Origin of the sequence: Paenibacillus whitsoniae (assembly GCF_003955665.1) — a bacterium.
GTDB lineage: Bacteria > Bacillota > Bacilli > Paenibacillales > NBRC-103111 > Paenibacillus_E > Paenibacillus_E whitsoniae.
The window spans coordinates 1-13,775 of sequence record NZ_RXHU01000134.1 but is presented as its reverse complement, the minus strand read 5'-3'; the positions used below and the strand labels follow the sequence as shown (position 1 = coordinate 13,775).

Sequence of the window (13,775 nt, the reverse complement as noted above, 5' to 3'; positions counted from 1 at the left end):
CTGTTCGAGGAAGACCCGACCGACGAGACCTGAAGCTTTTCGCTGTCACCCAGCAGCTTTGAGTAGCCTTTTCAGTGCCAGTGGCGGAGAGTGGGGGAAACTTTCAGAACTTTTTTGAAGACGAAAGTTTTTTGAGGGAGAGGAGATTGAAAAAAAGGGGCTGGAGAAAAAAATTCCCTCTTCTCCCCCCCTCTGCCCCACTAAACCGCAAGTGATCACAGAACGGGAAGCCGAACGCCGCAGGTCCTCTGCCGCCCTCGCTCTCGAAGGTGATGTCCGCCAAACAGCAAGGGGGACTTGCAATCTCCCGGGCCTGTCACGGGCTCCAGAGACATGATTGTGCGGACCGAGAGGCAGATTTGGTGACGCAGATTTAGAAGGGAGTTAAGATCATGAAAATACATCAACTTATTTTAAACCTTGCAGATCGCAGTCGTTTCACAGATACAGAACATGACTGCGTTCCGGGTTACGAAACTTACTGCACGACACTACTGTCGGAAGAGTTTTCATCGCCATGAAAAAAGCGATTATCAACCTGGCCGCCGCTGTAGCCCAGCTCGTTCTTGAAATCATTGAGCATCAGAAAAAGAAGTAGCAGGATAAAAACGGAGGGATACGCCCATGACTGAAACTGAGAACTCTACCTCTCAAGCAAGCCTCGCGTTTGACCTGCTTGCCGACATGATTTTAGACTTCCTCGCCATGCAGGAACGCCGCCGCGCTCCACAACAGGTACGCGATGCTGTGTTCCTCCTGATGGAGTTTGCTGATGAGCAGGACATGGAACTTGAATTGACCGCAATGCTGCTAGGAAGCAATGATTTCCGGCAGATTGCGTAGCTCGACCGAAGGAGATGTATTATGGACACTCTTTTCGCTGCCCTGTATGTCAGGGTGAGTACCGAAGAACAAGCCAGAGATGGCTTGAGCATTGACGCTCAGACGGAGGATCTTCAGGATTACTGCACGTCTAACGGTATTCGTGTATACCGCACTTATGTAGATGCCGGGATAAGTGGCGCATCCTTAAACCGTCCGGAACTGCAATGGCTTCTGGATGATGCCCAAAACGGGAAGTTTCAAAAGGTCATCATTTGGCGGCTAAGCCGCCTTTCCCGCTCCCAGACTGATTTGCTCACTGTAGTAAACATGCTAAAGAGCAACAACATAACGCTTCACAGCCTGACCGAGCAGCTTGACGCAACGACACCGCACGGCTTTTTCTCACTTCAAATGATGGGTGCCGCAGCTCAGTTTGAGCGGGAGCAAATTTCTGAAAACGTAAAGCTTGGTTCGCTTCACCGTGTCAGACAAGGCAAATGGAATTGCGGCAATAATGTTCTCGGCTATCGCTGGCTGCAAGGCACTGACTCCAATGAGGGCAGAACCGAAATTGTGCCGGAAGAGGCGGAGTTGGTTCGATATATTTTTGAACGATATGCTACGGGTCAACACGGATATAAGGCTATTACAAATCTTTTGAACAAACAAGGTTATCGAACGAAAAAGGGCCTTCTCTTTACCATCAGCAGCGTACGAAATATACTGACAAACCGGAATTATATCGGCAAAATTCGGTTCAATGTTACCGAGAATCGTCGAACAAAGGGCTCCGTCCCCGTGGAATGGGTGGATGGAGAACAGGAGCCCATTCTCACATTCAAGTTGTGGGAACAGGCTCAAGCAGTTCTTGCCAGAAACTCACGGACTCCTGTTCGGCTCGTCAGCAGAAATTATCCATTGACTGGGCTGTTGAAGTGCCCTCAGTGTGGCGGCAGCATGGTTGCTTGCCACACGAAAGCCATTCGAAAAAATGGCAGTGTAAAACGAAACCATTACTATGTTTGCGGCAGATTCACTAATTCAGGCGCTGCCGCCTGCCGTACAAACGCAATACGCGCCGATGATGCAGAGATGTGGGTCTTTGACCAGATGCAGCGGCTTCTGTGTTCCCCGTTCGCGTTGCAGGAAATTTCGCTTGCAATTGGCCGGAAACAGGATACGACCAGGATACCGCTATTGGAGAAGCTGGATAGCCTTAAATACGAGCAGGAAAGGCTGCTTGCAGAACAATCCAACCTTTTTCAGGCGTACGAAAGCAGCCGAATTACACGGGAAGAGTTAGCCCAGCGGCTGACCACAATAAAAACAAGAAACATCGAACTGGCTGAAGAAATGCATCATACTGAGAGACGCATAAAGCTGAAACCTGTAGAAACGGTGTCAATATCAAAGATCCGTGCTGCGCTGGAGCAAATAAGCGCTGTTTTTAAAGCAGATTCACAAGAAAGGCTGAAACAGGTACTGAGCCTGTTCATCGAGAAAATCTCCCTGCCTCTGGACCGCTGCATGACGAAGGCAATCCTGCACGGTACTGACGCGCTATACCATCTAACAATAAATGAAAACTGGGAGGACGTTCAACATGGATAACTTAAAAGGAAAAGTCGCTTTGTACATTCGCACCGTAACCGCCGATTCTTCGCAAGCCGAAAAGCATCTAAATGTTCTTCTGGCAGAGTGCGCCCAAACCGGAAGAGGAAAGGCGCAGGTTTACATGGACCTAGGCCACAGCGGCAATTCTACGGAGCGCCCAGCCCTGCGGCGGCTTCTGAAAGAGTCAGCAGCCGGTGATTTTAGTCAGGTGATGGTATTCAACCTAAGCAGCATAAGCCGCGATACCGTTGAATTGCTGGCAACAATACAGTATCTCACCCAGAAAGGCATTGGTGTAATTTCCGTATCCGAACAGCTTGACTCGACCACACCAATGGGCAAATTCGTTCTTTCCATGTTTGAAAACATACTGAGCCTTACTGGGGATGGAACGACCTTAGATGGGACATCGAAATCTATTGATGCAACGACTCCGAAGGGAAAGCTAGCCGTCTCCTTACTTGAAGCATTCCAGCAAATTGAAGGCGACGTTATTGCATGGAACGAAAGAGGTGGGCTGTGGCATGAGTAAAGCGCCCCCTTTACTCGTAGCCCTCTACGTTCGGGTCAGCACGGAAGAGCAGGCAGAGCACGGCTATTCGATTGATGCACAGTTAGACAAATTGCGCAGTTACTGCCAAATTTTTGGTATGACTGTCTTCAAGGAGTACGTAGATCGAGGCATCAGCGGAAAAAGCATAGAGAAACGCTTCGAATTGCAACAAATGCTGAGGGATGCCAAATCGGGATTGTTTAATCTTGTTCTTGTCTGGAGGCTTAACCGTCTTGCGCGCAATACTCTCGACCTTTTACAGATCGTTGAAGACTTGCGGAAGTTAAACGTCGATTTTCGCTCTTTTTCTGAAAACTTTGATACATCCACACCCGCGGGGAAATTTGGGTTATCAATGTTAGGTTCCGTTGGTGAGCTGGAACGTGACACAATCGTTGAGAACGTCAAGATGGGGCTGAAATATCGTGCAAAAACAGGCAGGCATAATGGAAAAGTACCGCTGGGCTACAAGATTACAGACCTGGGAAGCAACGGCCCACATAAGCGTATAACCCAAGTCGAAATCGTTCCGGCAGAAGCCGTGATCGTAAAAAGAATCTTTGAACGGTTTGCATCCGGTCAGGGATACCGCTCCATCGCCAATCAGTTGAATCAAGACGGGTATACGACAAAACCCGGAAAAGCTTTCTCGATCTGCTCGGTCAAAGATATTCTAGACAATCCGTTTTACGTTGGAAAAATACGCTACAGTCGTTATGAAAATTGGAGCGATAAACGACGCAAAGGAAAGAGTGCTGCACCGATTATCGCGAACGGAGTGCACCCGCCAATCATATCCGAGGAGCTCTGGAACAAAGTTCTTATGCTCCGGGAAAAGCGGTCGGTTGTCTCTATTAAGAAATTTAGCGGGGAATACTTGCTTACGGGTCTTATAAAATGCCCTCAGTGCGGTGCATCCATGACGGCAAGCTGCACAAAGAACAAGCTCAAGGACGGCAGTACCATCACCCGCATGTACTACTCTTGCAGCCGCTTTCGAAGCATGGGGAGCTCCGTCTGCAGCGCCAACAGCGTTCGCAAGCTGGAAGCGGAGCAATATCTGATCGACCGCCTGCAAGAAGTATTATCCAAGCCGCACATCCTGAGAGCCATTGTAAAGAGCATCAACGACCGGCAAGCAAACCGGACCGGGCCTCTAAAAGAAGAACTCGACTCCATTCAGTCTCGGCTGGAGCAGTTAGAAGAAAGAAAACGCAAATACTTCGATCTGTACGAATTTGACGAATTCGATCGAGAACTCTTTTCCGGCAGAATTGGTGAGCTTGATGCCGAGCGGGACCGTCTCTCCTCCCGCAGGTCCGAAATTGAGTCCGAGTTGCACTGCAACAACACCCAGACTGTAAATTACGAAATAGTCCGGTCACTGGTGGCTCGTTTCGAGGCTCTCCTGCAAAAATCATCCTTTGAGCAGCGAAAAACGCTGCTTCATCTTATTGTCAGCAAGATTACGCTAAACGAAAAGCGCCAGGTTGATAAAATCGAACTTATCTTCGATGAAACGACCCAACACCATTTTTTAAGCGCAGCCCCTTCTGCCCTCGCGGCGGAAGGGGCTTTTCCGTTTGACGGAAAGGCTCCCGAGCTACAACAACGTTTGACAATCACCATTTGAACAGGCGGAAAATTACAGAAAGAAGGGCGAAAGCATCTTCTTGCGCCTTCGCCCCTTCTCTACAGATATTCTTTGGAGGTACACAAAATGAATGGATTCTACGACCTGTCTTCACTCAAAGGCCTTCTTGCCGACACTCTGCGCGAGAAGCCCTGCGGCTACGTCATTGAAGAGATTTTCGCCCGCTTCCCCTCGGTTCCCGAACTGCTTGACGCGACCGAGCAGGAGCTGACCGGCATCAAGGGCGTCGGCAAGGCAAAGGCGCGGCAGATCGTCTCCGCCGTGCAATTGGCAAAAATGCTGACCGTGCGGCCAGCCAAGCCCTGCGTCATTCGTAGCCCGCAGGATGTCTGGCAACTGCTTGCTCCCGAAATAGCCTTCTTACAAAAGGAGCACTTCGTTTGCCTGTTCCTAAGCATCAAGAATCACGTTATCGCAAAGGAGACGGTTTCGATCGGTAGCCTGAACGCGGCCATTGTGCATCCTCGCGAAGTATTTCGAGCGGCGATCAAGCGGTCCGCTGCCTCCGTCGTCTGTGTCCACAACCATCCGAGCGGCGACCCGACGCCTTCAACGGAAGACGTCCAACTCACGGAGCGTCTGGCCGAAGCAGGAATCATTGTCGGAATCGAAGTTCTCGACCATATCATTGTAGGCCATGACCGGTATTGCAGCTTGAAGGAACAGGGTCTCTTATAATTCCTATAAGTCACAAATAGAATGTCCTATCATTAACAATTTTCCAAATAAACGAAGGAATAGTCTCTCTCTCGTTTCAATCGTGGTGAGATGTACTTTTCCCTTTGATGAAAAACACTCTAGTAGCTAATTAAATACTACATACTATTGGAATAATTCTTTCACCCACTTCATTACTGTCGGGAATTGTCCAGCTATCGCTGTCACAGTAACTTTTTCACCCAAACCCTCCATAAGAGAACGAAAGCGAGACTTTACTTTAACAGGATCAGGATTAGGATTAGTGATTTGTTTTTCTAGGATTCTCAGGTCTGATTCAAGAACCTCTTTCTCGTCCACATCCAAATTAAGAGTTGGTAAAACCCCTTTAATTTTTAAAACAAATTCAATCAATTCATTTAAAGGAAGTGCATCATGATGTTGCATGGATTGTATACTGTTTATACCAATCTGGGACCCAGGAGAGTTGATGTTATTTATTGTGTTATTTACAATACTTCCCACGGTCGAAGAAACGTCAGCTTCAATAGAACCTCTTTCTGCTGCCTTGATTCCCTTATGTGTAATCCCGATAGTTCCATCTAATGTCATCAACTTTAATATATCTTCGCCTCTTAAATATTCAACAATTCTGTTAGTATCTACTTTGGACAATCCTAGCCTAGCACCAACTTCATGCATATTTACAAAAATATTTTGTGCTCCCTTAACGATATCGTATACTTCCATAAAGTAATTTTCCCTCATTTGCTTCATTTCCACCAAACGAACTCTCCCCTCTTTCTCAATTGAAAGCCATTTCTCCACATACTCATAGGCTACCCGTGTTACGGTGATCGTACATGGTAGAGCCCCATAGTAGCCCCAAATGTAACCAACGCTTACCAAGTCGTTAAGCCTGTCACCCATTCCCGCACTTGGGCAGTAAAGTAAAGGATAATCTTGCGTTTGCAAAGCTAACCTACCTTCGTCATTAGCAGCCAGTGTAATATTTAAAATAGAGAGGTAGAACGCGTCGACGAGTTTTGGAAAAGCTTCCTCCAATTGTTTCAATGTCTTCTGTGTCGCATCTGAAAGTGTATTAGCTGTAACAATAAATACAGGTTCTTCACCTAGCAAGGTTCTTCTTTTAATATACGAAGCATGTTTATAAGCCCCTTCTACGGGCGTATACTCTTCTTCCCCTCTAAAATTCATTGATGCAGGATGAGAGATTATATAACTGCCGCATACAGGACATTCCACCTCAAAGTTTATACTTTTGTAACGGGTGCCCTCTGCCCAATTTTTGCACAGGAAACATCTCACTAGTCTCACTCCACTTTTACTAATTCTCCCATTCGTATTATATCATCAAATTTCAAAATCAAACATAAGACGTTTTAAGAAGACGGAGCCCCAAAGACTTGCAAATCCATCACACTCGCACGAACCCGCCTGCACAGCGATCTTCCCCCGAGGCAGCCCAACCCCTACCCCAGTCCTCGGAGGCACGTTTCCGCGCCCAGCAAGTGGTTAATGCCAAAAATTTCGCCTCACTTATGGTACGGTTCCCCCCGATTTATCCGCATCGCGCGATAAATCTGCTCCACCAGCACCAGCCGCATTAGCTGGTGCGGCAGCGTCATGCGGCCAAAGCTCAGCTGCATGTCCGCACGGCTCAGCAGCTCGCTGGACAGGCCCAGCGAGCCTCCGATCACGAAGGCCACCTGGCTCCGCCCGTAGGTGGCCAACTTATCGAGCGAGCTCGCCAGCTGCTCGCTCGTCCACATCTCGCCGTCGATGGCCAGCGCCACGACGTACACATCCGAGGCGAGCTTGGCCAACAGCCGCTCGCCCTCCTTCACGCGCACCTGCTGTTCCTCAGCAGGGCTCATGTTCTCCGGTGCCTTCTCATCCGGCACCTCAATCAGCTGCATCTTGGCATACGAGCCAAGACGCTTCATATACTCCGCGATCCCGTCCACGAGATAGCGCTCCTTCAACTTCCCAACGGCCAAAATCTGAATCTGCATGGCAGCCCCCTCTTTTCTCTTTTGCTTTTAGCTTCTCAACTTTGCTTTCAATCTTCCCGCACATCGCCCCGTTCTGCGCTCTTCATCCTCGCTTCCACTCTTCCCGGCACTCCGCCGCCGGCGCACCTTTCATCTCTACCTTCACTCTTCCCGCGTTCACCTTACTCGTTGTCCTTCCCCGCGTTTCTCTAACAGACACCCATGTCCATTTGCAGGCCTTTTCCCTGATTTTGCCCACACAACGGACAATAACGGCCATTAGGCCCGTAAAATCTCGCCAATCGAGCGATTTCACGTTTCAACGGTCATCCATGACCCGTATTACCCGCAAATCCCTCCTACGACGGCCCTAACGGTCATGAATGTCCCTCGCATAACCAACGTGTCCCTCTCGACCACAATGCAATTCTCCCCCGCTCCAACAAAAAAAGAAGGCCTCCGCCTTCTTTCCGCTCCCGCTTCATGCTCGCCTTTTACCGCAGAGGGCCATTCTTTCCACTCCCGCTTCACGCTCATCTCTTGCCGCAGGGGAAGCCTTCTTTCCCGCCCCTCACACCACCAAAAACCGTGCCGCAGCCTCGCAATGCTCGCAATGCGTCGGCGGCGCCCAATGGGCAAATTGGGTTTTCTGCAAGTCGACGATGTCCGGCGCTTCCTCATATTCGTCGACGAACTCATCTATCGCAATTTCCACATGATCTTTACACACACATTGCATGGGATACCCTCTCATCTCATAGTTCGTCTATTCATCTCACGTCGTTTTTGCCATCTCTCATCGCTCGTCTATTCATCGTCATTCGCTAACGATCTCTCATAATTCGTCTATCTTGCCTCTCACTTGTTCGTCCGTTCACACTCGTCATTCGCTCAGTCATCTCACATTTGTTCGCGGTTGATCTCTCGCTGTTCGCCATTCGTCTCTCGCTGTTCGCCGTTCCTCTCCCGCTGTCGCCTACTGCTCCGGCGCCTCCACCAGTGTCAGCGTGGCCGTCATCTTCTTGCCGCCGCGGTAGTATGTCACGGTGATTTTATCGCCGATTTTCTTCTCGTTGTACAAGTATTTGCGCAGCGTGATCGTACTGTCGATTTTGCGGTCGTCGAGCTGCACGATGACGTCCTGCGCTTTCAGCCCGGCGTCCTTGGCAGGGCCCGAGACGTCGAAGACGATAACTCCAGTTTTCACATCTGCAGGGAGCTTTAATACATCAGTGCCTTTAAAAGCTTGCAGCTCCTGCGTCGTCACCCCGATCAACGGGCGTTTCACCTTGTGATCCTTGATCAACGCGTCCAGCACCGGCAGCGCGCTGTTAATCGGAATCGCGAAGCCGAGTCCTTCCACGCCGGTATCGGCGATTTTCATCGAGTTGATGCCGATGACTTTGCCTTCAATATTGACCAGCGGTCCGCCGCTGTTCCCTTGGTTAATGGCCGCGTCCGTCTGGATGACGTCCATTTCCCAGTCATAGTCGGCGCTGTCGCGGGTCAGCGAGACCGGAATCGTGCGCTTCGGCGAAGACACGATGCCCTGCGTCACCGTCGGCGAGAAGCCGAGACCGAGCGGATTGCCCACGGCAATCGCGAGCTCGCCGGCGCGCAGCTTGTCGGAGTCGCCGAACTCTGCGAGCACCTTAATATCTTTGCCGTCGGTCTCCAGCACGGCCAGATCGGTCACGCGGTCGCGCCCAACGAGCGTGGCCTTCCGATGTTCCCCTTGAAAGTTGACAATTTCAAATTCGTTCCCATTCTCGACGACGTGGCTGTTCGTCACGATGCGCACTTTGTCGCCGCTGCGAGCGAACATGACGCCGGAGCCGATGCCCATGCCGGTCTCTTGGCCGGCGTCATCCTTTTTCGCAGTGATCACGCTGACGACCGCCGGTTTGATTTTATCTGTTGCCGCCACAACGGTATCACTGATGTTCATCTGCTGCACATCCGCCTTGCCGATCGCCGCCACCGCAGGGCCCTCAGCGTGATTCCCGCTTCCTCCGAACGCATGCACAATCCCGACCACAGCGAGCATCCCCAGCGCACCCACGACGCCCGCTGCAAGCGCTACATAGCGTTTACGGCCCGTTATCTTTTCAAAGGCTCCTGCTGCCGTCGGACGCTTAGGACTCCACACCGGTTCGCGTTTCCGGGAGGTTTTCGTGGAATAAAAATCATCATCGAACAAACTCATACCGCGCCCTCCTCTCGCCCCTTGCCGCACATCATGATATAATCAGCCGCTTCTCCGGCATATTTCCGTACCAAATTACAAATAATAGGAATGTTTCCAAACTCTCTTGCCTACAATAATAGTAAACCAAATCTCCTAACGAATTGCTAGGGGGATTTGCAACGAATTCGGCTTCGGCCCCATTTCCCATATCAAAGGAGACCTGCCTTATGAACCGCATCTATTCGCATTTAGATGAAATCAATATCATCGGGAAACTCGCCGACCTCAAAGACAGCCACTACAACCAGTCTCTCGTTCTATCGTCTCTCATTCAAGTTCTCATAGAAAAAGGCGTCATTACCGCCCAAGACTTGCAGCTCAAATCCAAAGAGCTTGACGCCGCACTTACTCCGAATCCGAATCGGACTGGAGCACATCCCATTTCGTAGAACGGTCAAAATACGTATCCCTCAACCGCAGTTGTGTGGCCTCTGGAGCACGCTCTTGTACGATGTTATTCACCGTCAGCCTGGCTAAGTCCATCAAATTATGGTCCCGGCTCAAATGCGCCATATACACGGATCTGGTCTTGCTCGTCATCACATCGCAGAGCGCCTCTCCGGCCGTCTCATTGGATAAATGCCCTTTATCGCCGAGAATCCGGCGCTTGATGCTCCACGGATAATGGCCCACGCGCAGCATGTCCACATCGTGGTTCGTTTCCAGCACGAGCGCATCGGAATCGGTGATTTTCTCCTTCACCTTTTCGCTCATGTAGCCCAGATCCGTCACCACGCTTAGCTTCTGCTCGCCCTCATAAAAGCAGTAGCCGACAGGCTCCGCCGCATCGTGCGAAATCCCGAACGATTCGACGCGCATCGCGCCAAACTCCAGCATGCCGCCGGTCTCCAGCACCCGCTTATTCTCATCGGCAATCTCCCCGATTTGACGGTTCAGCTCTTCCCACGTTTTCTCATTCGCGTAGATCGGCAGATTGTACTTGCGCGCCAGCGGACCCAGCCCCTTGATATGATCGGAATGCTCGTGCGTCACCACAATCGCATCCAGACTGCTCGGCGCAAGATCCCGCTCCTTCATCAGCTGCTCCATGCGTTTGGCGCTGAAGCCGACATCGATGAGGATTTTGGCCTCCCCGTTGTCCACCACCGTCGCATTGCCCGTCGAACCGCTCGATAACACCGTAAATCGTATGCCCATACTCCCTGCTCCTCTATCCCTGCATATGTGCTGATCTATCCCTTACTTATGTTCGCTCATCAAAGTTACTCCGCTCGCCATCAGCGGTTTCCCAGCCTCATTCACCGTGCCAAAAGGCAGCAAGTCCCCGCCCTTCTGCGGCGACTCCACCGCACCATTAAACGCTTGCAGATAATAAATGTCCCCATTATCGATCGTGATTCGCCAATGCGGATACATCGGCTGCGTTTGGGAATTATACGGCTGCCCATGGTAACCTAATCGGACTTCCGTAATGATCGAGCCGTTGCTCAAATAGTTATCCACGAGACTGCGTACCGCAAGCTGCGCGGAGATCAGCTTCTGCTCGGTCTGTTCCACCTCTGATTCTACTTCAACGTACGCTTGACGGTAACTGGTAATTTCTCCGTTCTTCTCATTCAACACCAATTGCACATCAAAAAGCGGGTACTTCCCATACTGCTGCGTAAACACGTAGACACCGCTGCTGCTCATCCTCGAATCCAGCTGGTACAAGCTGAAATTCGGAATCTCCGATTGCGTCTGGACTTCCTTGCTCGCGCCTTTGCCCAGCAAACTGCCCATCGTGAACGGCGTCTTCAGCTTCTTCTCTTCGTCCAGCTTCAGACTGTCGTCATACTTGACCGTAATCACCTTCAGCTTGGGAGAATCGGTCGGCAGTTCATCCGTGAGACGAATGTTTTTGCTCAGCAGCGCGCGGTTCAGCTCCTCCACCGTTCCCGACGTATCCGACGAAATTTCCGTCTGATTGGAGCGGTTGGTCGTCCACAGCTGAAAGCCAAGAATCAGATTCAATAGTAAAAAAGAAGCGATCAAAATCGATTTCGCCCTGCTCCAATTCATGTGTCCGCCAACCTCCTCGCAGCTCCTTTAATCCATAAAATCGTACGAACCGTCCCGCAGCTCCAAGGCCCACGTGCTCGTCAGTGTAATGCTTTTTTCACCAATATTCGGCCGATATGCCGGGAAAATCGAGACAATCGACGACCGCTTCGCATAGTTTTGCAGCCGTTCTTCCAGGACATCGCCCGAGATCAGCTCGCCGTCCTTGCGCGAGGCGCCCTTGAGATCCGGAATGATCATCGAGCGCTCGAAGCCCGACACCACGCCCTTCTGCACTTGAATGTTCAACGTGCCGAAGCCGTCCGCCTGGGCCGTCACAATCGGCAGCGACTCAAAATACTGCCGAAAAGCAAACGTCTGATTATCCATCAGCTGCCGCTGCGGCGTATGGGAAAGCATATATTTCCCGTCCCAGCCGATGTGCTGGTTAATGAACTTGATGCCGAGCATGAGATCGTCCAGCACTTCCGTTTTGCTTGCGGCCGGGGCCACCGGGTCCGAATACGTAATCCATCGCAGATCCCGATTGAGTTGGAACCCTCGCTTGCTGTCCGTGTAAATCTCCGAGCCATCCCGCTCGCGCAGGTACCGCGTAATACCCGGATCGACGAATAAGCTCTGCTTCAGCTCATCCGCTGTCAGCAGCGTATACGGGATTGTATAGCTCGGCAGCGAAAGCGGTTTGATCGGCAAATAGTAATCGCCGCTGTTCGTCGTTTTATACAAATTCGTCGGCTCCCCATAGGCGGAGAAATTCTCGACGTCCTTGCTCGTAAAGTCAGCGCTAATCACTTCGTACCCAACGCCTGGGGAATCCGTGAAAAAGAACGCCCTGACTTCATCATTCGTCCCTTTGGAATAAATCCAGATGCGCGTAATTTTATCATTGTCAACCGGAATGTCACCCTCGATGCGGAACAGCTGCTGCAAGATGGTAAAAGGAATGCCGTCCCGAAATCGAATCTCCACGCCCAGCTGCTTCGTCCGGACTTCCTCCCAGTTCACGTTGACGAGGTACATCGACGTTTTGCGGAAACCTTTGAAGCTACGCTGCTTGATATTATCTAACACTCTTGTGTAATAAAAGTTGTTCGGATACAGCACCGAATGCTGCTGATTGCCCAGATGAAGGATGATCTGGTCCGGGAACAGCATGTCCTGCAGCTCCATTTGCTTGCCTAGCGTCTCCGTCTGCACATAGTTGCTCTGCTGGATCGGTTCAATCTTGGGCGGGCTGTACGAGGACAGCAGAAAGCTCTGATACAGGCTGGTTCCGATCAGCACGACTAGCAGGATGGATTTTAAACTTTCAATCATAGCTCATCCTCCGCCTCTTGCTGGATCGGCAGCGTGAACGTCACACGGGTGCCTTGTCCCAGCTCAGATTCCAAACTGATCGTCCCGCCGTGCGCTTTGACTATTTCCCGGGCAATGGACAGGCCTAGGCCCGTACCACCCATGTTGCGGGAACGCGCTTTATCGACGCGGTAAAAACGGTCAAAAATCCGGGATAAATCCTTCTTCGGTATGCCGATCCCGTTATCCTGAACGGAAATGGCGAGCAGATCCCGCTCCAGCTTGTAAGCCCTTAACTGAATTGTGCCCTCGTCGCCGGTATATTTAATCGCATTAGATACCAGGTTGTCCAAGACCTGATCAATCTTGTCGCGGTCCAGCAGCAGGTTCGTCACGCCCGGCTCCACCTGGATGCCGATGTGGATTTTTCGCTGCTGCAGCTGGAAAGAGAAGCGATCCGCAACCTCCTCCAGCATCTCGTTCACCTCAGTCGATGACTTGCTCATCATCGACTGCTTGGAGTCGAGCCGCGAGAGATGCAGCAGATCCGTCACCAGACGGATCATTCGCTCCGTCTCGCTGCGCGTCACCGAGATGAAGCGCGAAGCGAGCTGCGGCTCCTCGATCGCCCCGTCGTCGAGCGCTTCGAGATAGCTCTTGATCGTCGTCAGCGGCGTGCGCAGCTCGTGCGACACATTCGCGACGAACTCGCGCCGCGCTTGCTCCAGCTTCTCCTGATCCGTGACGTCCTGCAGCACCGCGATGATGCCGCTCTCCCCCTCGCCGCGGCGATGGATCGGCGTGAACGTAATGCGCACCGACAGACGATCGTCGTCATCGTCGGGCAGCGCAATGTCCAGCAGCGTCGTCTTGACTTCATTCTCCGTGAAC

The 13,775-nt window shown here is 51.3% G+C and carries 14 protein-coding genes; 6 read left to right on the top strand and 8 right to left on the bottom strand.

Features of this window, described 5'->3' with window-relative positions; genetic code table 11:
- Positions 1-624 precede the first annotated feature (624 nt).
- The 5 genes from EJQ19_RS30795 (at position 625) to radC (ending at position 5,324) form a co-directional block, all read left to right on the top strand.
- Positions 625-843: a hypothetical protein gene (locus tag EJQ19_RS30795; RefSeq protein ID WP_126145036.1), complete on the top strand. Its 219-nt coding sequence runs from the start codon at positions 625-627 to the stop codon at positions 841-843.
- 21 nt (positions 844-864) lie between these two features.
- Entirely contained in the window at positions 865-2,436 is a 1,572-nt protein-coding gene (locus EJQ19_RS30790; protein WP_126145035.1) for a recombinase family protein, read from the top strand.
- Positions 2,429-2,971, top strand: a complete 543-nt coding sequence (locus EJQ19_RS30785) for a recombinase family protein (RefSeq protein WP_164716840.1) — start codon at positions 2,429-2,431, stop codon at positions 2,969-2,971. Before EJQ19_RS30790 ends, EJQ19_RS30785 begins: the two co-directional genes overlap by 8 nt.
- Positions 2,964-4,625: a recombinase family protein gene (locus tag EJQ19_RS30780; RefSeq protein ID WP_126145033.1), complete on the top strand. Its 1,662-nt coding sequence runs from the start codon at positions 2,964-2,966 to the stop codon at positions 4,623-4,625. Before EJQ19_RS30785 ends, EJQ19_RS30780 begins: the two co-directional genes overlap by 8 nt.
- Positions 4,626-4,712: 87 nt before the next feature.
- Entirely contained in the window at positions 4,713-5,324 is a 612-nt protein-coding gene (radC, locus tag EJQ19_RS30775; RefSeq protein WP_126145032.1) for a RadC family protein, read from the top strand.
- A 144-nt stretch (positions 5,325-5,468) separates the two neighbouring features.
- On the opposite strand, the gene EJQ19_RS30770 is transcribed toward radC, so the two are convergent.
- From EJQ19_RS30770 to EJQ19_RS30755, 4 genes are all read right to left on the bottom strand, one after another.
- Entirely contained in the window at positions 5,469-6,632 is a 1,164-nt protein-coding gene (locus EJQ19_RS30770; protein WP_126145031.1) for a hypothetical protein, read from the bottom strand.
- 227 nt (positions 6,633-6,859) lie between these two features.
- Positions 6,860-7,339, bottom strand: a complete 480-nt coding sequence (gene rlmH, locus EJQ19_RS30765) for a 23S rRNA (pseudouridine(1915)-N(3))-methyltransferase RlmH (RefSeq protein ID WP_126145030.1) — start codon at positions 7,337-7,339, stop codon at positions 6,860-6,862.
- A gap of 550 nt (positions 7,340-7,889) precedes the next feature.
- Positions 7,890-8,057: a CxxH/CxxC protein gene (locus EJQ19_RS30760; protein WP_126145029.1), complete on the bottom strand. Its 168-nt coding sequence runs from the start codon at positions 8,055-8,057 to the stop codon at positions 7,890-7,892.
- 237 nt (positions 8,058-8,294) lie between these two features.
- The gene (locus EJQ19_RS30755; protein WP_126145028.1) at positions 8,295-9,524 is read right to left on the bottom strand and encodes a S1C family serine protease; all 1,230 of its coding nucleotides are present in this window, start codon (positions 9,522-9,524) and stop codon (positions 8,295-8,297) included.
- A 209-nt stretch (positions 9,525-9,733) separates the two neighbouring features.
- Here EJQ19_RS30755 and EJQ19_RS30750 point away from each other — a divergent pair, with 209 nt between their 5' ends.
- Entirely contained in the window at positions 9,734-9,955 is a 222-nt protein-coding gene (locus tag EJQ19_RS30750) for a hypothetical protein (protein ID WP_126145027.1), read from the top strand.
- On the opposite strand, the gene EJQ19_RS30745 is transcribed toward EJQ19_RS30750, so the two are convergent.
- From EJQ19_RS30745 to EJQ19_RS30730, 4 genes are all read right to left on the bottom strand, one after another.
- Positions 9,912-10,724 carry an MBL fold metallo-hydrolase gene (locus tag EJQ19_RS30745; protein ID WP_126145026.1) on the bottom strand — a complete coding sequence of 271 codons (813 nt, stop codon included), beginning with the start codon at positions 10,722-10,724 and terminating at the stop codon, positions 9,912-9,914. The two genes, EJQ19_RS30750 and EJQ19_RS30745, sit on opposite strands and share 44 nt — an antisense overlap.
- A 42-nt stretch (positions 10,725-10,766) precedes the next feature.
- The gene (gene yycI / locus EJQ19_RS30740; protein WP_126145025.1) at positions 10,767-11,588 is read right to left on the bottom strand and encodes a two-component system regulatory protein YycI; all 822 of its coding nucleotides are present in this window, start codon (positions 11,586-11,588) and stop codon (positions 10,767-10,769) included.
- A 27-nt stretch (positions 11,589-11,615) separates the two neighbouring features.
- Complete coding sequence (locus tag EJQ19_RS30735) at positions 11,616-12,905, bottom strand: YycH family regulatory protein (RefSeq protein ID WP_126145024.1); 1,290 nt, start codon at positions 12,903-12,905, stop codon at positions 11,616-11,618.
- Positions 12,902-13,775, bottom strand: an 874-nt coding sequence (locus tag EJQ19_RS30730) for an ATP-binding protein (RefSeq protein ID WP_164716839.1), incomplete at its 5' end; no start/stop codon positions are given. The genes EJQ19_RS30730 and EJQ19_RS30735, both read right to left, overlap by 4 nt.

What these genes read in the sequence shown, in the direction of transcription:
- EJQ19_RS30795 (WP_126145036.1), top strand. Translation starts at nt 625, where the DNA reads ATGACTGAAACTGAGAACTCTACCTCTCAAGCAAGCCTCGCGTTTGAC.
- EJQ19_RS30790 (WP_126145035.1), top strand. Translation starts at nt 865, where the DNA reads ATGGACACTCTTTTCGCTGCCCTGTATGTCAGGGTGAGTACCGAAGAA.
- EJQ19_RS30785 (WP_164716840.1), top strand. Translation starts at nt 2,429, where the DNA reads ATGGATAACTTAAAAGGAAAAGTCGCTTTGTACATTCGCACCGTAACC.
- EJQ19_RS30780 (WP_126145033.1), top strand. Translation starts at nt 2,964, where the DNA reads ATGAGTAAAGCGCCCCCTTTACTCGTAGCCCTCTACGTTCGGGTCAGC.
- radC (WP_126145032.1), top strand. Translation starts at nt 4,713, where the DNA reads ATGAATGGATTCTACGACCTGTCTTCACTCAAAGGCCTTCTTGCCGAC.
- rlmH (WP_126145030.1), bottom strand. Translation starts at nt 7,339, where the DNA reads ATGCAGATTCAGATTTTGGCCGTTGGGAAGTTGAAGGAGCGCTATCTC.
- EJQ19_RS30760 (WP_126145029.1), bottom strand. Translation starts at nt 8,057, where the DNA reads ATGCAATGTGTGTGTAAAGATCATGTGGAAATTGCGATAGATGAGTTC.
- EJQ19_RS30755 (WP_126145028.1), bottom strand. Translation starts at nt 9,524, where the DNA reads ATGAGTTTGTTCGATGATGATTTTTATTCCACGAAAACCTCCCGGAAA.
- EJQ19_RS30750 (WP_126145027.1), top strand. Translation starts at nt 9,734, where the DNA reads ATGAACCGCATCTATTCGCATTTAGATGAAATCAATATCATCGGGAAA.
- EJQ19_RS30745 (WP_126145026.1), bottom strand. Translation starts at nt 10,724, where the DNA reads ATGGGCATACGATTTACGGTGTTATCGAGCGGTTCGACGGGCAATGCG.
- yycI (WP_126145025.1), bottom strand. Translation starts at nt 11,588, where the DNA reads ATGAATTGGAGCAGGGCGAAATCGATTTTGATCGCTTCTTTTTTACTA.
- EJQ19_RS30735 (WP_126145024.1), bottom strand. Translation starts at nt 12,905, where the DNA reads ATGATTGAAAGTTTAAAATCCATCCTGCTAGTCGTGCTGATCGGAACC.